At 72.7% G+C, this 17,670-nt stretch carries 18 protein-coding genes; 10 read left to right on the forward strand and 8 right to left on the reverse strand.

The window, feature by feature from the left end; genetic code table 11:
* Window positions 1-84 precede the first annotated feature (84 nt).
* Window positions 85-1,161 (forward strand): 2,3-butanediol dehydrogenase, encoded by a 1,077-nt coding sequence (locus tag H576_RS0108180; protein ID WP_029150531.1) that lies wholly within the window; start codon window positions 85-87, stop codon window positions 1,159-1,161.
* Window positions 1,162-1,271: 110 nt separating this feature from the next.
* On the forward strand, window positions 1,272-1,496 hold the full coding sequence (locus H576_RS0108185; protein WP_029150532.1) for a hypothetical protein: 225 nt from the start codon (window positions 1,272-1,274) through the stop codon (window positions 1,494-1,496).
* Between the two features lie 76 nt (window positions 1,497-1,572).
* Here the strand turns inward: H576_RS0108185 and H576_RS17285 are convergent, their stop codons facing one another.
* Window positions 1,573-1,707, reverse strand: coding sequence for a hypothetical protein (locus H576_RS17285; protein ID WP_281167309.1), 135 nt, complete (start codon window positions 1,705-1,707; stop codon window positions 1,573-1,575).
* A 198-nt stretch (window positions 1,708-1,905) separates the two neighbouring features.
* Between H576_RS17285 and H576_RS17140 the strand changes: the two genes are divergently transcribed.
* The gene (locus H576_RS17140) at window positions 1,906-2,403 is read left to right on the forward strand and encodes an MmyB family transcriptional regulator (RefSeq protein WP_245559148.1); all 498 of its coding nucleotides are present in this window, start codon (window positions 1,906-1,908) and stop codon (window positions 2,401-2,403) included.
* A 5-nt stretch (window positions 2,404-2,408) separates the two neighbouring features.
* Here the strand turns inward: H576_RS17140 and H576_RS14960 are convergent, their stop codons facing one another.
* Both H576_RS14960 and H576_RS14965 read right to left on the reverse strand, forming a co-directional pair.
* Entirely contained in the window at window positions 2,409-2,906 is a 498-nt protein-coding gene (locus tag H576_RS14960; protein ID WP_051172447.1) for a DnaJ family domain-containing protein, read from the reverse strand.
* Window positions 2,907-2,935: 29 nt separating this feature from the next.
* Window positions 2,936-3,703, reverse strand: a complete 768-nt coding sequence (locus tag H576_RS14965; protein WP_169564328.1) for a metal-dependent hydrolase — start codon at window positions 3,701-3,703, stop codon at window positions 2,936-2,938.
* 93 nt (window positions 3,704-3,796) lie between these two features.
* Between H576_RS14965 and coaBC the strand changes: the two genes are divergently transcribed.
* Window positions 3,797-5,005: a bifunctional phosphopantothenoylcysteine decarboxylase/phosphopantothenate--cysteine ligase CoaBC gene (gene coaBC, locus H576_RS0108205; protein WP_029150533.1), complete on the forward strand. Its 1,209-nt coding sequence runs from the start codon at window positions 3,797-3,799 to the stop codon at window positions 5,003-5,005.
* Here coaBC and H576_RS0108210 read toward each other — a convergent pair.
* The 3 genes from H576_RS0108210 to H576_RS0108220 all read right to left on the reverse strand — a co-directional run bounded on the left by H576_RS0108210 (window position 4,992) and on the right by H576_RS0108220 (window position 8,732).
* On the reverse strand, window positions 4,992-6,185 hold the full coding sequence (locus H576_RS0108210; protein ID WP_029150534.1) for an ROK family transcriptional regulator: 1,194 nt from the start codon (window positions 6,183-6,185) through the stop codon (window positions 4,992-4,994). The genes coaBC and H576_RS0108210 overlap by 14 nt on opposite strands.
* A gap of 76 nt (window positions 6,186-6,261) precedes the next feature.
* Window positions 6,262-7,260 carry an ABC transporter permease gene (locus H576_RS0108215; RefSeq protein WP_029150535.1) on the reverse strand — a complete coding sequence of 333 codons (999 nt, stop codon included), beginning with the start codon at window positions 7,258-7,260 and terminating at the stop codon, window positions 6,262-6,264.
* Complete coding sequence (locus H576_RS0108220) at window positions 7,257-8,732, reverse strand: sugar ABC transporter ATP-binding protein (protein ID WP_029150536.1); 1,476 nt, start codon at window positions 8,730-8,732, stop codon at window positions 7,257-7,259. Before H576_RS0108220 ends, H576_RS0108215 begins: the two co-directional genes overlap by 4 nt.
* Window positions 8,733-9,025: 293 nt before the next feature.
* On the opposite strand from H576_RS0108220, the gene H576_RS0108225 reads away from it, so the two are divergent.
* From H576_RS0108225 to H576_RS0108235, 3 genes are read left to right on the forward strand one after another with little or no spacing between them, the layout of a single operon-like run.
* Window positions 9,026-10,078 (forward strand): substrate-binding domain-containing protein, encoded by a 1,053-nt coding sequence (locus H576_RS0108225; RefSeq protein WP_029150537.1) that lies wholly within the window; start codon window positions 9,026-9,028, stop codon window positions 10,076-10,078.
* Window positions 10,079-10,100: 22 nt separating this feature from the next.
* Window positions 10,101-11,219, forward strand: coding sequence for a Gfo/Idh/MocA family protein (locus H576_RS0108230; protein ID WP_029150538.1), 1,119 nt, complete (start codon window positions 10,101-10,103; stop codon window positions 11,217-11,219).
* Window positions 11,220-11,235: 16 nt separating this feature from the next.
* Entirely contained in the window at window positions 11,236-12,270 is a 1,035-nt protein-coding gene (locus H576_RS0108235) for a sugar phosphate isomerase/epimerase family protein (RefSeq protein WP_029150539.1), read from the forward strand.
* On the opposite strand, the gene manD is transcribed toward H576_RS0108235, so the two are convergent.
* Complete coding sequence (gene manD, locus H576_RS0108240; RefSeq protein ID WP_029150540.1) at window positions 12,271-13,509, reverse strand: D-mannonate dehydratase ManD; 1,239 nt, start codon at window positions 13,507-13,509, stop codon at window positions 12,271-12,273.
* Between the two features lie 58 nt (window positions 13,510-13,567).
* Window positions 13,568-14,758: an ROK family transcriptional regulator gene (locus H576_RS14970; RefSeq protein ID WP_051172451.1), complete on the reverse strand. Its 1,191-nt coding sequence runs from the start codon at window positions 14,756-14,758 to the stop codon at window positions 13,568-13,570.
* A 53-nt stretch (window positions 14,759-14,811) separates the two neighbouring features.
* Between H576_RS14970 and H576_RS0108250 the strand changes: the two genes are divergently transcribed.
* The 3 genes from H576_RS0108250 to H576_RS0108260 all read left to right on the forward strand — a co-directional run bounded on the left by H576_RS0108250 (window position 14,812) and on the right by H576_RS0108260 (window position 17,647).
* Window positions 14,812-15,645: a LacI family DNA-binding transcriptional regulator gene (locus tag H576_RS0108250; RefSeq protein ID WP_029150541.1), complete on the forward strand. Its 834-nt coding sequence runs from the start codon at window positions 14,812-14,814 to the stop codon at window positions 15,643-15,645.
* A 143-nt stretch (window positions 15,646-15,788) separates the two neighbouring features.
* The gene (locus tag H576_RS0108255; protein ID WP_051172455.1) at window positions 15,789-16,559 is read left to right on the forward strand and encodes a sugar phosphate isomerase/epimerase family protein; all 771 of its coding nucleotides are present in this window, start codon (window positions 15,789-15,791) and stop codon (window positions 16,557-16,559) included.
* Window positions 16,556-17,647 (forward strand): Gfo/Idh/MocA family protein, encoded by a 1,092-nt coding sequence (locus H576_RS0108260; protein ID WP_029150543.1) that lies wholly within the window; start codon window positions 16,556-16,558, stop codon window positions 17,645-17,647. The genes H576_RS0108255 and H576_RS0108260 overlap by 4 nt, the downstream gene beginning before the upstream one ends.
* Window positions 17,648-17,670 lie beyond the last annotated feature (23 nt).

Genomic DNA, 17,670 nt, shown 5'->3' on the forward strand with positions numbered 1-17,670 from the left:
CTGGCGCGTCCAAATCGACACGCGTAGCGTGGATCCCGGTCATCGACGACCGACAGCATCGAGCTCTCCGGGAAGGAACGCATCATGAAGGCAGCGCGCTACTACGACCGCGGCGACATCCGCATCGAGGACATCGAGCAGCAGCCGTTGGAGCCGGGCACCGTCCGCATCGACGTCGCGTGGTGCGGCATCTGCGGCACGGACCTGCACGAGTACCTCGATGGGCCGATCTTCGTGCCGGCGCACGGGCACCCGCACCCGATCTCGGGCGAGTCCGCCCCCGTGACGCTGGGCCACGAGTTCTCGGGCACGGTCTCGGAGCTCGGCGAGGGCGTCACCGACCTCGCCGTCGGCGACCACGTCGTCGTCGAGCCCTACATCATCCGCGACGACGTCGACACGAGCGCGTCGTCGAACGACTACCACCTGTCGCCCGACATGAACTTCATCGGCCTCGGCGGCCGCGGCGGCGGCCTCAGCGAGAACATCGTCGTCAAGCGCCGCTGGGTGCACCGGATCTCGAACGACGTCGCGCTCGACGAGGCCGCGCTCATCGAGCCGCTCTCCGTCGCGTTCCACGCGGTCAAGCGCTCGGGCGTCGCGGCCGGCCAGGTCGCGGTCGTCGGCGGAGCGGGCCCGATCGGCCTTCTCACCGCGACGGTCCTGCACGCCCTCGGCGTCACCGTCGTCGTCTCGGAGCTCTCGCCGCTGCGCCGCCAGAAGGCCATCGACGCGGGCGTCGCCGATTACGCGCTCAACCCCGCCGAAGTCGACGTCGTCGCCGAGGTCCGCGAGCTCACGGGCGGGAAGGGCGCCGACGGCGCCTTCGAGTGCACCTCGGTGCAGGTCGTCTTCGACACCCTCATGGACGCCGTGCGCCCCACGGGCGTCATCGTCGTCGTCTCGATCTGGGGAAAGCCTGCGACCTTCGACATGCACAAGCTCGTCATGAAGGAGGTCGACGTGCGCGGCACGATCGGCTACGTCAACTCGCACCCCGAGACGATCGCGCTCGTCGAGTCGGGCAAGGTCGACCTCAAGCCGTTCATCACGGGGAAGATCGGCCTCGAGGGCCTCGTCGACGAGGGCTTCGACACGCTCATCAACCGCAACGAGACAGCCGTGAAGATCCTCGTGTCGCCGAGCGGCGCCGGCCTCTGAGCCTGTGATGAGGATCCGGCCCGTTCGCTTCGGCGGCGGGCCGGATCCGTACGCAGGGGGGCTCTGACAGGGCCTTTCTCGGGACGGGCGGCGAGGCGGATCCTGGAGCCATGACCACATGGACCGAGGACGAGCTCGACCGCAGCGGCCGGGCGAACGAGCTGCACATCGCGTCGGGCGGCGTCGACCGCGACGTCGTCTTCGCAGACGGCGGCCGCCTCGACCGCGCCGCGATCGACGCCGCGTACCGCGAGAAGTTCGGCGTGAACACCTACTCCGACGGCGTCACGACCGACGCGTCCGCGGCGGCGACCCTCGTCGTCGAGCCCGCATGAGTACGGCAGATATTCGTCGCTGACTGCTGTGGGGCCCGGATCCGCGAGATCCGGGCCCGTTCTGCCGTCGTCCTGCTCACGCGCGGCCGGTGACACGCACCTCGCAACGGGCGGCGCCGGCCCGCGCGATGCGCGCGTCGGCGGTGACGAGGAGGATCCCGCGGATCTCCGCAGCGGCGACGTACGCGACCTCCTCGCGGCTCGCGAGCATGAGCGTCGGCTACTACACGCGGCTCGAGCGCGGGAACCTGCGCGGCGTCTCGGAGGAGGTCCTCGAGGCGATCTCGCGGGCGCTCATGCTCGACCGGGCGGAGCACGATCACCTCTTCGACCTCGCCCGCACGGCGACACGGCGGTCCGCCCCGAGCTGCAGTACCTGCTCGACGCCATCACGCTCGCGCCCGCGTTCATCCAGAACAACCGCATGGACATGGTCGCCGCGAACCTGCTCGGCCGGGCGATGTACGCGCCGATCCTGCGCGGGTCGCGGGAGGACGCGAACTTCGCCCGGCACATCTTCCTCGATGAGGAGAGCCACGACTTCTACCTCGACTGGGATCGCGCGGCGTGGACGAACGTCACGATCCTGCGGCGCGAGGCGGGGCGCAGCCCGCACGACAAGCGCCTGCACGCGCTGATCGGCGAGCTCTCGACGCGCAGCGAGGTGTTCCGTGAGCTCTGGGCGGCGCACGACGTGCGCAAGCACTATGCGGGGGTCAAGGGCTTCGTCCACCCCGTCGTCGGCGGCATGGAGCTCAACTACCAGACGCTCGACCTCGACGGGGAGCCGGGCCTGTCGATGACCGTCTACACGGCGACGCCCGGATCGCCGACCGTCGAGACGCTCGGCCTGCTCGCGTCCTGGGGCGCGTCGGAGGAGGCACCCCGGCTGCTGTCGCTCGCGTAGGGGCGTCAGGCCCGCCGCCACCAGCGGCGCTGCGCGGGCTCGGGGGCCGGAGGCGCGGCGGCCTCGCGGCGCTCGCGCCAGGCCGCGACCTCGGCGTCGGCGTCGAGCAGGGGCGTGACGACCGGCGGCCCTCCCTCGAGCTGCATCCGCGCGCGGCGCACCCGGCGGTTGAAGTCGGCGACGTGCTCGCGCACCTCCTCCTCGCGCGCCAGTAGGTCGAGCGTCTCGGCCATCGCGCGGTGCTCGACCCTGAGGGCGAGGGCAGGAGGGGCGATCCCGGTGAGGTTCTCCGTCTCGATCTTGCGGCGGATCCACCAGTCGTCCTCGAGGGGCCTGTCGAGCCCCTCGAGGGGCTTGCCTGCCCCCGGCAGGTCGTCGAAGTCGCCGCGGCGGATCGCCACCTGGATCGCGGCCTCGACCGCCGAGACCCGCTCCTCGCGCGTCGTCCACTGCGGCGGGCCGCCGACCGAGCGGCCCTCCTCCCGGGGGTCCTTCGTCGCCATGGATCCATTGTGCTCCGGCGCGGGCGGCCTCAGGCCGCGAGCGACCCGATCAGCCGGACGGCCTGCCCGCCGACGCCCCACAGCGCATACGCCGCGAGGAGGATGGACAGGACCCACTCGCGCCCTGAGCCCGCGTCGCCGAGGATCGGGACGGCGAAGGACCCGCGCCGCGGCCAGATCCGCGAGAGCACGACGGTGCGGCGGAGGCCCGCGGGCCGGCGCGGCATGATGGGCCAGAGCCACGGGACGCCGCCCGTCGTGAGCGTGTCCCCGACGAGGTGGGCGAGGAAGCCGACGCCGATGCAGGTGGGCAGCCATCCGAACTCGTCCGGGAGGAACCACATGAGCCCGCCCGCCGCGAGCGCCCCGACGATCCAGGCGCCGATCCATCCGCGCGCGATCCGGAGGCACTTCGTCCCGATCGCGATGCACACCGCGGCGGCGAGCGCGGGGCCGACGGCCAGCGAGACGTCCCAGCCCGCGGGCGTCCACGTGAGGAAGGAGAGCGCGATCGCGAGGAGGATCGCGGCGATCATCGCGACGACGGAGTGCATGCCCTTCCGGTGCCCGCCCGTCAGCCCGCTGACGGCGCCCGCGACGATGCGCCCCGCGGGGAGCCCCGCCGCGACGGTCGACGAGGGGTGGTCGATGTCGGGCAGGAGCGCCGCACCGGCGCACACGGCGGCGCCCGAGAGGACACCGACGGCGTCGAGCGGCGCCCACCCGAAGCCGGGGGAGGTCGTCGTGACCGCGACCCACGCGGCGGCGCCGGACACGGCGTGAGATGCACCCATCATCCGTCCGACGCTAGGCACCGGGTCTGACAGAACTCCCCGGGGGACCATCGCGCGAGCCGGACGCGCGGTGCCCCGGCCTGTCAGGATGGAGACATGTTCGTCGTCGTCGGAGTCACGGGCGGGATCGCCGCCTACAAGACCGTGAGCCTCGTGCGCCTGCTCGTGAAGGACGGGCACGACGTGCACGTGATCCCGACCGACGATGCGCTGAGGTTCGTCGGCCGGCCGACGTGGGAGGCGATCAGCCGCAACCCCGTCACGACGAGCGTGCACGACGACGTCGCCCGCGTGCGCCACGTCGCCCTCGGCCAGCAGGCCGACCTCGTCGTGATCGCCCCCGCCACCGCGAACACGATCGCGAAGATGGCGGCCGGCCTCGCCGACGACCTCCTCGGCACGACCCTCCTTGCGACGACGGCGCCCGTCGTGATCGCGCCCGCGATGCACACCGAGATGTGGCGCAACCCCGCGACGCAGGCGAACGTCGACACCCTGACCTCGCGCGGCGTCCACATGATCGGCCCCGAGTCGGGCCAGCTCACGGGCGACGACTCGGGCCCCGGCCGCATGACCGAGCCCGAGCGGATCCACGAGGTCGTGACCCGAGAGCTGCGGAAGGGATCGGGGGAGGCCGCCGGGCGCACCTGGCTCGTCACGGCGGGCGGCACGCGCGAGGCGATCGACCCCGTGCGCTTCATCGGCAACCGTTCGAGCGGCCGGCAGGGCGTGGAGGTCGCGCTCGCCGCGGCCCGCCGCGGTGCCGACGTCGTGCTCGTCGCGGCGAACGTCGCGCACGACGTCATCGCCGACGCGCTGCGCGACCCGCGGATCCGCGTCGCGCACGTGTCGTCGACCGAGCAGCTCGCCGAGGCGGCGGAGCGCGAGGCCCCCGGCGCCGACGTCGTCGTGATGGCGGCCGCCGTCTCGGACTACCGCGTCGCCGACGTCGCGGAGCGCAAGATCACGAAGGAGCAGGCGGGCGGCGCGCTCCGCCTCGACCTCGTCGAGAACCCCGACATCCTCGCGGGCCTCGCGCGGGGCCGTCGCGACGGCCAGACGATCGTCGGCTTCGCAGCAGAGACGCCCGCGGAGGGCGAGACCCTCGCGGAGCGCGCGATCGCGAAGCGCCGCCGCAAGGGCGCCGACCTGCTCGCGGCCAACGAGGTCGGCTTCGAGCGCGGGTTCGAGCTCGCCGACAACCACCTCGTCGTGATCGACGCATCGGACGCCGTCGTCGCCGACGTCGCCGGGACGAAGCGCGAGACCGCGGAGGCGCTCGTCGCCGCGATCATCGCGCGCTGAGCGCCGCCGCGATCTTCGTCGAGAGGTTCTCGGGCTCGAGCGCGTGCTCGACCGCGAGCATGCTCGCGCCGAGGACGGCCGCGCGGGCGCCCGCCTCCGACTGCGCGATCGCGAGACGCTCGGTCGCGAGCGGCATCGAGCGCGTGTAGACGACCTCGCGGATCCCCGCGAGCAGGTGCTCGCCGACGCGCGCCATCGAGCCGCCGATGACGATGACCCGCGGGTTGAGCAGGCTCACCGCGACCGTCAGCATCTCGCCGATGTCGCGCCCCGCCTGGCGCACCGCCTGGATCGCCTCGAGGCTGCCGTTCTTGACGAGCTCGACGACGTCGTCGCCCGTCTCGGCGGCGATCCCCGAGGCGCGCAGCGTGCGGGCGAGCGCGGGCCCCGACGCGAGCGCCTCGAGGCATCCCGTGTTGCCGCACGAGCACGGGACGTCGGATCCCCGCGCCACCCGCACGTGCCCGATGTCGCCCGCGATGCCCTGCGCGCCGCGCTGGAGTCGCCCGCTCGAGACGACCCCGGCGCCGATGCCCGTCGCGACCTTGACGAACAGGAGGTCGTCGGCGCCCGGCCAGGCGACGGAGCGCTCGCCGAGCGCCGAGATGTTCACGTCGTTGTCGACGAGCACCGGCACGTCGATGTGCTCGCGCACCCAGCCCGGCACGTCGAAGCGGTCCCAGCCCGGCATGATCGGCGGGTTCACGGGCCGGCCGGTCGAGAACTCGACGGGCCCCGGGAGGCCGATGCCGATCGCGGCGACGGCCGTCTCGTCGCGCCCCACGCCCGCCAGCAGCCGGCGCGCCGCGTCGACCATCCACGCGAGGACCGTCTCGGGGCCGTTCGCGATCGGCATGCGGTCGGTCGCCTCCGCGACGACGGATCCCGTGAGGTCGGTGATCGCGACCGTCGCGTGGGACGCGCCGAGGTCGGCGGCCACGACGACGCGGCCCGAGGGATTGAGCGCGAACTGCGAGGGCGGGCGCCCTCCCGTCGACGCGGCGTCGGCGACCGGCACGATGAGGCCCAGCGTCAGGAGCTGGTCGACGCGGGCCGCGATCGTCGAGCGCGCGAGCCCCGTGGCCTTCGCGAGCTCGGCGCGGGTGTGCGGCCGCCCGTCGCGCAGCAGCTGGAACAGGTGGCCCACGCTGCCGCGCGCGCCGGTCGGAGCATCAGTCATGGAGCGTCTTCCCGTGTCGCGTCGCCGGGAGCCGGGGGAGCCGCAGGCGACTGACGACCATGATAGGGAGTTCCGGTCAGCGCTCCCGCCCCGCGAGCCTCTGCTGCAGCAGGACGGCGACGACGATGATGACGCCCTTCGCGACCGCCTGCACCGACGACGCGAGGTTGTTCTGCACGAACACGTTCGAGAGCGTCGCGAAGATCAGGACGCCGAAGACCGTGCCGGTCACGGTGCCCTTGCCGCCGGCGAGCAGGGTGCCGCCGACGACGACGGCCGCGATCGCGTCGAGTTCGTAGAGGAGGCCGTGCGTCGAGGTGCCGGCCTGCGTGCGGCCGAGCATCATGACGGCGGCGATGCCCGAGCAGAGCCCGAGGATCCCGTACAGCCACATCGTGTGCCTGCGCACCGCGATGCCCGCGAGGCGCGCGGCCTCGGCGTTGCCGCCGATCGCGACGGTCCTGCGCCCGAACGTCGTCCTGTTGAGGAGGAACCAGCCCGCGACGGCGACGACGGCGAAGATCCAGATGAGGATGTCGACGCCCAGGAGATCGACGTTCATCGCGCCGAGGAAGCCGCGGTCGCTGATCACGAGGGTGCGGTTCTGCGCGACGAGCTCGGCGAGGCCGCGCGCGCCGACCATCATCGCGAGCGTGGTCATGAACGCGGCGACCTTGCCGTAGGCGATCACGACGCCGTTGACGAGACCCGCGAGGAGGCCCGTCGCGAGCGCGATGAGGACCATGACGATCCAGTGCACCTGGTCGGCGAGGTCCTGCACGGCCGCGATCGTCGCGACGACCGACGCGAGGCCGAGGACGGATCCGACCGACAGGTCGATGCCACCCGAGATGATCACGAGCGTCATCCCGATCGCGATGACGCCGCCGATCGACGCCTGGCGGAGGATCACGAGCGCGTTGCTGAAGGTCGCGAAGGTGTCGCCCGCCGTCGCGACGCCGACGACGATGAGGATCACGAGCGCCAGCACGAGGCCGAGGTTGCGCCCGACGGATCCGGAGAAGACGCGGCGCACCGCCGAGGGCGCGGCCGGGGTGTCGGTTGTCGTGGTCACGCTGCTGCGCCTTTCATGACGAGGTCGAGCACGCCGTGCTCGTCGATCTCGGAAGCGGGGAGGGTGGAGAGGACGCGCCCGTCGCCGATGACGAGCACGGTGTCGGCGAGCCCCAGGACCTCGTCGATCTCGCTCGAGATCACGACGACGGCGTTGCCGGCGTCGGCGAGGCGCCGGATGAGGGCGTAGATCTCGGCCCGGGCGCCGACGTCGACGCCGCGGGTCGGCTCGTCGAGCAGCAGGATCCTGCTGCCGTGGACGAGCCAGCGGGCGAGGAGGATCTTCTGCTGGTTGCCGCCCGAGAGGGTCCCGGCGGCGCGCGTGGAGTCGGCGGGCCGCAGCTCGAGCGCGGCGATCTGCGCGTCGGCGGCCTCGCGCTCGGCGCCCTCGTCGAGCAGGCCGCCGTGCGCCATGCGCGTGAACGACGACAGCGTCACGTTGCGGAAGATCGGCTCGCCGAGGATCAGTCCCTGCGACTTGCGCTCCTCGGGGCTGAGCCCCATTCCGGCGGCGACGGCGGCGGGCACCGAGCCCCGGGTCGTCTCGGATCCCGCGACCCGCACGACGCCCGAGGTCGCGCGCCGCGCGCCGTAGACCGTCTCGACGATCTCGGATCGTCCCGAGCCGACGAGGCCCGCGAGGCCGACGATCTCGCCGGCCCGCACGCGGAAGGAGACGTCGTCGAAGACGCCGTCGAGCCCGAGCCCGTCGACCTCGAGGAGGACGGGCGCCGCCTCGCCGACGCCGGGCCGCGCCGGGAAGACGTTCGCGACCTCGCGGCCCGTCATGTGCGTGATGAGGGTCGCGGTCGGGGTGTCGTCGACGGGGAGGCCGCTCGCCGTCGACGCGCCGTCCTTGAGGACCGTGATGCGGTCGCCGATGCGGCGGATCTCCTCGAGCCGGTGCGTGATGTAGATGACGGCGATGCCCTGCGAGGTGAGCTCGCCGACGACGCGGAACAGGTTCGCGACCTCCTCGGTGTCGAGCACGGCCGACGGTTCGTCCATGATGATGAGCTCGATGTCGTGCGAGAGCGCTCGCGCCATGCTCACGATCTGCTTCTGCGCGGCGCTCAGCGTGCCGACCTCGGTGTGCGGCGAGAGGGATCCGTGGCCGAGCCGCTCGAGAAGCCGCCGGGCCTCCGCGGCCTGCGCCTGGCGCCGGGTGAGCCCCGCGCGGTCCATCTCGTGCCCGAGGAAGATGTTCTCGACGATCGTGAGCCCGTCGACGACGTCGAGCTCCTGGTACATCGTCGCGATGCCGATGTCGATCGCCGCCTGCGGGCCGTCGACGGCGACGGGCTCGCCCTTCCAGAAGATCTCGCCCTCGTCGGGGGCGTGGACGCCCGCGAGGACCTTGATGAGCGTCGACTTGCCCGCGCCGTTCTGCCCGAGCAGGCAGTGCACCTCGCCGGGGCGGACGTCGAGGTCGACGCCGCGGAGCGCCCGGACGGGCCCGAAGCGCTTCGTCACGCCGCGGACCGACAGCAGTGCCGTTGAGTGGTCGACTTTGATCACGCGGCGAACATAACATGACGCCCGCCCTCTCGAACAGGGGGAAGGGGCCGTGATCGGATCGTGATCGCAAGCCTTCCAATGGTCGTGATCTCGCGGATTCACACGCCGGATCACACTTTTGACGCGATGCAGACAAAAGGTGTACAGAGGGGGGATGCCTCTGTTAGCGTCGGCCCCGTCGACGAGGACACCCCCCCGGTCACGGGCCGGGCCCCGTCGGCGCATCTGCACATGTTCAAGGAGGAATCATGCAGACACGGCGCAGCACCTGGGCACGCTCGATCTTCACCGCCGGCGCGGCACTCGGCGCGCTCGGCCTCCTCGCTGGATGCACCGGCGGGACATCGACCGACACCGACGCGGCCATCGATCAGGGGACGTCGGCAGACGAGAACCAGGCGTCGGGCGACACCGTCGTCATCGGCTGGTCGGGCCCCGAGGCCGACCACGGCTGGCTCGGCGCGATCAACTCGGGCGCCATCGGGGCGGCCGACTCCTTCGACGACGTCGATCTCCGTCAGGCCGAGGGGACGAACGACGCGAACCAGCAGATCGCCGCCGTCGAGCAGTTCATCAACGAGGGCGTCGACGCCATCGTCCTGCTGCCGACCGACGGGGCGGCGCTGACCGACGTCGCGATGCAGGCGATGGACGCCGGGATCCCCGTCGTCAACGTCGACCGCGAGTTCAGCGACTCGAACGCGTCGCGCATCACGATCCTCGGCGACAACTACGGCATGGGCGTGAGCGCGGGCCAGTACATCTGCGAGCAGCTCGACGGCCAGGACGGCGCGACGATCGGCGAGATCGCCGGCATCGACTCCCTTCCGCTCACTCAGGACCGCTCGCAGGGCTTCGCCGACGCGCTGGACGAGTGCGGGCTCGAGGTCTCGGCGCGCGTCTCGGCCGACTTCACGGTCGCGGGCGGCGAGTCGGCGGCGTCGCAGCTGCTCGCGGCGAACCCCGAGTTCGACGCCGTGTGGAACCACGACGACGACCAGGGCGTCGGCGTGATGGCCGCGATCGAGGCCGCGGGCCGCAGCGAGTTCTTCCTCGTCGGCGGCGCCGGATCCGCGAACATGATGGACCGCATCCAGGCCGGCGACAGCGTCATCCAGGCGACCGTCGTCTACCCGTCGACGCAGGCGGCCGACGGCATCGCCCTCGCCCGGCTCCTCGCGCAGGAGAAGACGATGAGCGACCTCGTCACGCCCAGCGTCCCGTACCGCATCGTGCTCGACGCCCCCGTCGTGACGGCCGACAACGTCGACCAGTACATCGACCTGGCCTTCGAGTCCTGACCCCCGAACAGAGGAGAGAACCATGACCCCCACCCCCGATGACGCGACCGCGACGACGCCGGACGATCCGCCGATCCGGGCCGCGTTCATCGGGGCGGGGATGATGGGCCGCGCGCACACGCACGCGGCCCGGGCCGCGGGAGCCCGGCTCGTCTCGGTCGTCGCCTCGCGACCCGAGCGGGCCGCCGCGGCGGCCGCGGAGCTGGGCGTCGAGTCCGGATCCGCCGACGTCGCGGGCGCGCTCGCCGCGGACCCCGACGTCGTCCACGTCCTGAGCCCCAACTCCCTCCACGTGCCGCAGGCGCGCGAGGTCATCGCGGCCGGCCGGCACGTGATCTGCGAGAAGCCGCTCGCGACGTCGGCCGACGACGCGCGCTCGCTGCTCCGGGCGGCCGAGGCCGCGGGCGTCTCCCACGCCGTCCCCTTCGTCTACCGCTACCACCCGATGATCCGCGAGGCGCGGGCGCGGATCGCAGCGGGCGGCGAGGACGTGCTCTCGATCGATGCGCGCTACCTGCAGGACTGGCTCATCGAGAAGGACGACGACAACTGGCGCGCGACGGGAGACGGCGGGCCCTCGCGCGCGTTCGCCGACATCGGCTCGCACCTCTTCGACGCGATCGAGTTCGTGTCGGGGCGCCGCGTCGCGGCCGTCAACGCCGTCACGAGCCGCGTGTACGCGACCCGCGCGGGGCGCGAGATCTCGAACGAGGACATCGCGGCCGTTCTCTTCCGCCTCGAGGGCGGGGCCCCGGGCGTCGCCCTAGTGTCGCAGGTCGCCGCGGGCCACAAGAACGGCCTCGAGCTCGAGGTGCACACGACGAGCGAGGCCTACCGGTTCGAGCAGGAGCGCCCCGGCACGCTGCGCATCGGGCGCCGCGGATCCACCGAGATCCTCGAGCAGGACCCCGCGGCGCTCGCGCCCGACGCGGCGCGGCTCGCGCACGTCCCCGCCGGGCACCCGACGGGCTACCAGGACGCGTTCAACGCGTTCGTGCGCGACGCGTACGCCGCGATCCGCGGCGAGCGGCCCGAGGGCCTCCCGACCTTCGCCGACGGCGTGCGCGCCGCCCAGGTGACCGACGCCGTGCTCGCCTCCGCCGCCTCGGGCGGCTGGGTCGAGACCCCTTCCGAGAACTGACGTCGAAGGAGACGACATGACGAACGACCAGCTGGCCTCGCGCCACCCCGTCACGCTCTTCACCGGGCAGTGGGCGGACATGCCCTTCGAGGAGCTCGCGCGCAAGGCGAGCGAGTGGGGCTACGACGGCCTCGAGATCGCGGCGAGCGGCGACCACCTCGATCTCAGGCGCGCCGACGAGGACGACGCCTACCTGCGGTCGAGGCTCGAGATCCTCGACCGCTACGGCCTCGGGGTCTGGGCGATCTCGAACCACATGGGCGGGCAGGCGATCTGCGACGACCCCATCGACTTCCGCCACCAGGCGATCGTCCGCCCGTACATCTGGGGCGACGGAGATCCCGAGGGCGTGCGCCGGCGCGCCGCCGAGGACATGCAGCGCGCCGCGCGGGTGGCGCGCAAGCTCGGCGTCGACACCGTCGTGGGCTTCACGGGCTCGTCGGTGTGGAAGTACGTCGCGATGTTCCCTCCCGTCGGGCAGGACGTCATCGACGCGGGGTACGAGGACTTCGCGCGGCGCTGGAACCCGATCCTCGACGTGTTCGACGGCGAGGGCGTCCGCTACGCCCACGAGGTCCACCCGTCCGAGATCGCCTACGACCACTGGACGACCGTGCGCACCCTCGAGGCGATCGACCACCGCGCGTCGTTCGGCCTCAACTGGGATCCGTCGCACATGGCGTGGCAGGGCGTCGACACCGTCGCCTTCATCACCGACTTCGCCGACCGGATCTTCCACGTCGACTGCAAGGACACGCGGATCAAGGCGGCGAGCGGGCGGCAGGGGATCCTCGGGTCGCACCTGCCGTGGGGCGACCCGCGCCGCGGATGGGACTTCGTCTCGACGGGCCACGGAGACATCCCGTGGGAGGACGCGTTCCGCGCGCTCGCGTCGATCGGCTATGCGGGCCCCGTCTCGATCGAGTGGGAGGACGCGGGAATGGACCGCGAGGTCGGCGCGGCCGAGGCGATCGGCCGCATCCGCGAGCTGCTCTGGAAGCTGCCGACCGCCGCGTTCGACGCCGCGTTCAGCGTGACGTCGGAGGGCTGATCACCAGTCGTGCACGGTGCCGTCGGCGAGGCGGTTGAACGGCAGGTACGCGCGCTCGTACGGGTACCTCCCCGCCTCGTCGACGTCGAGCTCGACGCCGAGCCCCGGCTCCTCGCCGGGGTGCAGCATCCCGTCCTCCCACCGGAACGACTGCCGGAAGACCCGGTCGGTCCTCTCGCCGTGCTGCATGTACTCCTGGATCCCGAAGTTGTGGATCGCGAGCCCCAGGTGGGCCTGCGCCGCCATGCCGACGGGGGAGACGTCGGTCGGGCCGTGGAAGCCCGACTTGATCTGGTACATCGCGGCGTAGTCCATCGTCTTGCGCAGCGGGGTGATCCCGCCCATGTGGGTGACGGCGCCGCGCACGTAGTCGATGAGCTGCTCGCGGATCAGGTCCTTGAAATCCCACACGGTGTTGAAGATCTCGCCGATCGCGAGCGGGGTGGTCGTGTGCTGCCGCACGAGCCGCAGGGCCTCCTGGTTCTCGGCGGGCGTGCAGTCCTCGAGCCAGAAGAGGTCGTAGGGCTCGAGCGACTTCCCGAGCTTCGCGGCCTGGATCGGCGTCATGCGGTGGTGGCCGTCGTGGAGCAGCGGCAGCTCGGGGCCGAACTCGTTCCGCACGGCCTCGAAGACGCCGGGCAGGTGGCGCAGGTACGCACGCGTGTCCCAGTCCTCCTGCACGGGGAGGGCGCCGCGGCGGGCCGGCTCGTGGTCGTAGCGCGCGTCGCCGCCTCCCGCGTCGGCCGACTGCGAGGCGATCCCGTAGATCGCGCGGAGCCCGGGGACGCCCGTCTGGATCCGGATCGCCCGGTACCCCAGCTCGAGGTGCTCGCGCACCGAGTCGAACAGCTCGGGCAGCTCCTTGCCCGAGGCGTGTCCGTACGCGAGGAGGCCGTCGCGGGAGGCGCCGCCGAGCAGCTGGTGCAGGGGCATGCCCGCGACCTTCCCCGCGACGTCCCACAGGGCCATGTCGACGGCGGCGATCGCGGCCATCGTCACGGGGCCGCGGCGCCAGTACGCCGAGCGGTAGAGGAACTGCCACGTGTCCTCGATCCGCCGCGGGTCGCGCCCCGTGAGGAGCGGGACGACGTGCTCTGTGAGGTAGGCGACGACCGCGAGCTCGCGCCCGTTCAGGGTCGCGTCCCCGAGGCCCGTCACCCCGTCGCTCGTCGTGATCCGGAGCGTCACGAAGTTCCTGTCGGGACTCGTGACGATGACCTCTGCCCTGTCGATGCGCATGTACGGACTCCTTCGTCGGCGGCGCGGAGCTCATACTTTCATCGCCGGGTTAAGAAAGTCAACGCCTCGGGTGCGGATCCGCGATCGCGTTGCGCAGGGCGAGGGCCGCGGCGCCGACGGCCGCGGCGTCGCTGAGCTGGTCGGCGAGCCGCACTCGGACAGGGTGCCGCTCGCCCGCGAACGCCTCGGCCGCGAGCCGGCGCGAGAGCTGGCGGAGGTAGATCGTGCCGGCGATCTCGAACGCCGGCCCCGCGAGCGACACCGAGTCGAGGTCGAGCAGGTTCACGACCGTCACGAGCGCGTCGCCGAGGTCGTCGGCCGACCCCTCGATGAGGGATCGGGCGAAGGCGCTGCCGTGCACCGCGAGGGTCGCGATCTGCTGGAAGTCGTGGAACCAGTCGCGGTCGGCCGACGGCTCGAACCCGTCGGCCGTCCCGCGAGCCGCGTGGGCGTACGCCCGCTCGGCGACGGCGCGCGGCGTCGCGAGGTCGTCGACCGTCGTGCCGAGCCAGGAGCCGCCGCGGCGCACGGGCATGGGGCCGATCGCGCCCGTGTTCCCGCTCGCGCCGCGGACCAGCTCGCCGCCCGCGAGGATCCCGATCCCGACGGTCGCCCCCATGTGGACCGTGCAGTGGGCCGGCGACACGGCCGATCCGGACCTCCAATGCTCGCCGAGGGCGGCGGCTGAGGCGTCGTTCTCGAGGGCGGCGGGCAGCCCGATCGCGGCGCCGATCTCGTCGGCGACCGCGATGCCGACCCACCGGGGGAGCGAGCGGGAGCGCAGGATCACGCCGCGGTCGAGGTCGAGGAGGCCCGGGCTCACGACCCCCGCCCCGACGATCGCGCCGTCCGGGAGGCCCGTCGTCTCGCCGAGAGCGCGGACGGTGCGGGCGACGCGGGCGATGACGTCGCACGGCGGTTCATCGCGCGCCCCGCGGATCCGCGAGCGCGCGACGACGGCGCCGACCGCGTCGGTGACGCAGACCACGATCGCGTCGGCGCCGAGCTGCACCCCGACGGCGCAGGTCGCGAGGGGCGCGAGCTCGAGCAGGGTGCGGGGCTTCCCGCGCGTCGGGGTGCGCTCGCCCGTCTCGACGACGCGCCCGTCGGCGATGAGATCGCGGACCGCCGTCGACACCGTCGCCTGCGTGAGACCCGTCGCGTGGGCGATCTCGACGCGGCTCGCGCGCCCGGCGCTGCGGATCGCGGCGAGGACGGCGACGCCACTGGCCCGCAGTGCGCCGCTCATCGCCGGGCCCCGTCCGCGAGGGGCGCGGTGCGCGGTGCGGTCATACTGCTTGCATGGGTGACGCGGATCGGGTGTTCGGAACCGTCAGGCGCAAGGCGCCGGGGCAGAGGGGGCTCGACCAGTTCTACGCGGGGCTGCTGAGCGGCGCCGACCGCGTGCTCGACGAGCAGGGCGCGAGCATGATCATCCACATCGTCGGGTCGCTCGAGGAGGAACTCGCGACGTTCCGCCGCTGGGCCGCGGCGGGAACCGTCGAGGCGATCGTCCTGTCCGATCTCCTCGTCGACGACCCGCGCCCCGGGATCTGCGCCGATCTGGGCCTGCGCGTCGTCGCGGTCGGCGGCGTCGAGCACGACGTCCAGGCGTCGGTCCGGGTCGACAACGACAGCGCGATGAGCGACGCCGTCGCGTTCCTCGCCGACCTCGGGCACCGGGCGATCGGCCGCGTCTCGGGCCCCGGCGAGCTGCGACACACGATCGCGCGCTCCGAGGCCTTCGAGCGCGAGACGGCGGAGCGCGGGATCCGCGCCCTCTCGCTCGAGGGCGACTACGGCGAGGCGTCGGGCCGCGCGCGCACGGCCGAGCTGCTCGACGCGGATCCGGGCCTCACGGCGCTCGTCTTCGACAACGACCTCATGGCGGCGGCCGCGCTCGACGTCGCGGCCGAGCGCGGGATCGCGGTGCCGGCCGAGCTGTCGGTTCTCGCGTGGGACGACTCGGCCGTGTGCCAGCTCGCCCGACCCGCGCTGTCGGCCGTGTCGCGCGACGTCCGCGGGCTCGGCGAGCTCGTCGCGCGCGCCCTGCTCGACGCGGATGCGGCGGCGCAGAGCGTCACGCAGGGCATCGTCATCGTGGCGCGCGACAGCACCGCGGCCGCACCCGCCTGATCTCCGGATCACGTTTCGCGACATCCTCGAACCCCCTGTTGACGAATCTAACTTAGGCGGAGTAAGAAAGTCGTGGTGACTCGGTCACCGTTGCCGAAGACGTCAACGACCCGGCCTCCGAGCCGGACGCGAAGGAATCGAAGATGATCGAAACGCGCGCTCAGAAGAGCGACGTGACCCATCCGTCCCTCCAGCTGTACACCGTGCGGCACGAGCTCGAGCGCGACCTCTCCGGCGCGATCGCCCGCGTCGCGGGCATCGGCTTCCGCCAGGTCGAGCCGTTCGGCTTCGTGGACAGGGCCGACGCGCTGCGCGCCGCTCTCGACTCCGCGGGCCTCGCGGCGCCGACGGCGCACGGCCACCTCGTCGGGGCCGACGACCTCGAGGCGGTGTTCGAGGCGGCGACGACGCTCGGCGTCTCGACGCTGATCGACCCGCACGTCCCCGTCGAGCGGTGGAGGAGCGAGGAGAGCATCCGCGAGATCGCGGCCGAGCTCGACGAGATCGCCCGCGCCGCGGCGGCGCACGGCCTCGCGGTCGGGTACCACAACCACGAGTTCGAGTTCGAGAACCGCTTCGACGGCGTCGCCGGCTACGAGGTGCTCGCCGGCGCCGTCTCAGCCGGCGTGCTGCTCGAGGTCGACACCTACTGGGCCGCCGTCGGCGGCGAGAGCGACGTCCCCGCGCTCCTCGAGCGCCTCGGCGACCAGGTGACGGCGCTGCACGTCAAGGACGGCCCCCTCACGAAGGACGACATCGACCAGGTCGCCGTCGGATCCGGATCCATGGACGTCCCGGCGATCCTCGCGGCCGCCCCGCAGGCCCTGCGCGTCGTCGAGCTCGACGACTTCGCGGGCGACGTGTTCGATGCCGTCGAAGCGAGCTTCTCCTACCTCGCGGGGGTGACCGCATGAGCGCGCGCACGGGCGTCGGCATCATCGGCGCGGGCACGATCAGCGACGAGTACCTCTCGAACCTCACGCGCTTCCCGTCGATCGAGGTGCGCTTCATCGCCGACCTCGACGAGGAGCGCGCCGCCGCGCAGGCCGCCAAGTGGGGCGTCGCGGCCTCGGGATCGACCGCCGAGCTGCTCGCGGATCCCGAGATCGAGATCGTCGTGAACCTCACGATCCCGGCCGTGCACGTCGAGGTCGCCAAGCAGGTCGTCGCGGCGGGCAAGCACGTGTGGGGCGAGAAGCCCTACGCCCTCGACCGCGAGAGCGCGCGCGAGCTGTTCGACGCGGCGCGCGCGGCGGGCGTCCGCGTCGCCGTCGCGCCGGACACCTTCCTCGGCCCCGGCCTGCAGACCGCCCTGCGCACCGTGCGCGGCGGCGCGATCGGCACCCCCACGAGCGGCCTCGCGCTGTTCCAGACCCCCGGCCCCGAGTCGTGGCACCCGAGCCCCGAGTTCCTGTTCGCGCAGGGCGCCGGCCCCATGTTCGACGTGGGCCCGTACTACCTGACGACGCTCGTGCAGGTGTTCGGCGGCGTCAAGCGGGTGTCGGCGACGGGCACGAAGTCGCGCGAGACGCGCGTGATCGGCAGCGGCCCGAAGGCGGGAACCGAGTTCCCCGTCGAGGTGCCGACCCACATCAACGCCCTCATCGAGTTCGAAGCGGGCGGGAGCGCGCTCGCGACCTTCAGCTTCGACTCGCAGCTGCGCCACACCGTCGTCGAGATCGAGGGAACGGAGGGGGCGGCGGCCTTCCCCGACCCCAACACGTTCGAGGGCGACACCCTCGTCTACCGGCCGGGCCAGGAGGAGCCCGAGCGGATCGAGGCCGGCGAGGCGCGGTCGACCCGAGGCACGGGCCTCGCCGAGATGGCCGAGGCGATCCGCGAGGGCCGCCGCGAGCGCGTGCCGGGCGAGCTCGCCCTGCACGTCCTCGACGTCATGGTCAGCATCAGCGAGGCGATCGACTCGGGCCAGCCCGTCGACGTCGCGTCCTCGGTCGAGCCGTCCCCGGCCCTCGACCCCGCGTGGGATCCCACGGCCGCCTGAGGCTGCCCGCGCACCCTTCATCT

The organism is Microbacterium indicum DSM 19969 (assembly GCF_000422385.1).
Taxonomy (GTDB): domain Bacteria; phylum Actinomycetota; class Actinomycetes; order Actinomycetales; family Microbacteriaceae; genus Microbacterium; species Microbacterium indicum.

Bases quoted from the DNA above. Each gene is read 5' to 3' on its own strand.
- H576_RS14960 (WP_051172447.1), bottom strand. From the start codon at position 2,906: ATGGCGACGAAGGACCCCCGGGAGGAGGGCCGCTCGGTCGGCGGCCCG.
- manD (WP_029150540.1), bottom strand. From the start codon at position 13,509: ATGCGCATCGACAGGGCAGAGGTCATCGTCACGAGTCCCGACAGGAAC.
- H576_RS14965 (WP_169564328.1), bottom strand. From the start codon at position 3,703: ATGATGGGTGCATCTCACGCCGTGTCCGGCGCCGCCGCGTGGGTCGCG.
- H576_RS14970 (WP_051172451.1), bottom strand. From the start codon at position 14,758: ATGAGCGGCGCACTGCGGGCCAGTGGCGTCGCCGTCCTCGCCGCGATC.
- H576_RS0108185 (WP_029150532.1), top strand. From the start codon at position 1,272: ATGACCACATGGACCGAGGACGAGCTCGACCGCAGCGGCCGGGCGAAC.
- H576_RS0108180 (WP_029150531.1), top strand. From the start codon at position 85: ATGAAGGCAGCGCGCTACTACGACCGCGGCGACATCCGCATCGAGGAC.
- H576_RS0108210 (WP_029150534.1), bottom strand. From the start codon at position 6,185: ATGACTGATGCTCCGACCGGCGCGCGCGGCAGCGTGGGCCACCTGTTC.
- H576_RS17285 (WP_281167309.1), bottom strand. From the start codon at position 1,707: ATGCTCGCGAGCCGCGAGGAGGTCGCGTACGTCGCCGCTGCGGAGATC.
- H576_RS0108225 (WP_029150537.1), top strand. From the start codon at position 9,026: ATGCAGACACGGCGCAGCACCTGGGCACGCTCGATCTTCACCGCCGGC.
- H576_RS0108255 (WP_051172455.1), top strand. From the start codon at position 15,789: ATGATCGAAACGCGCGCTCAGAAGAGCGACGTGACCCATCCGTCCCTC.
- H576_RS0108235 (WP_029150539.1), top strand. From the start codon at position 11,236: ATGACGAACGACCAGCTGGCCTCGCGCCACCCCGTCACGCTCTTCACC.
- H576_RS0108260 (WP_029150543.1), top strand. From the start codon at position 16,556: ATGAGCGCGCGCACGGGCGTCGGCATCATCGGCGCGGGCACGATCAGC.
- H576_RS0108230 (WP_029150538.1), top strand. From the start codon at position 10,101: ATGACCCCCACCCCCGATGACGCGACCGCGACGACGCCGGACGATCCG.
- H576_RS0108250 (WP_029150541.1), top strand. From the start codon at position 14,812: ATGGGTGACGCGGATCGGGTGTTCGGAACCGTCAGGCGCAAGGCGCCG.
- coaBC (WP_029150533.1), top strand. From the start codon at position 3,797: ATGTTCGTCGTCGTCGGAGTCACGGGCGGGATCGCCGCCTACAAGACC.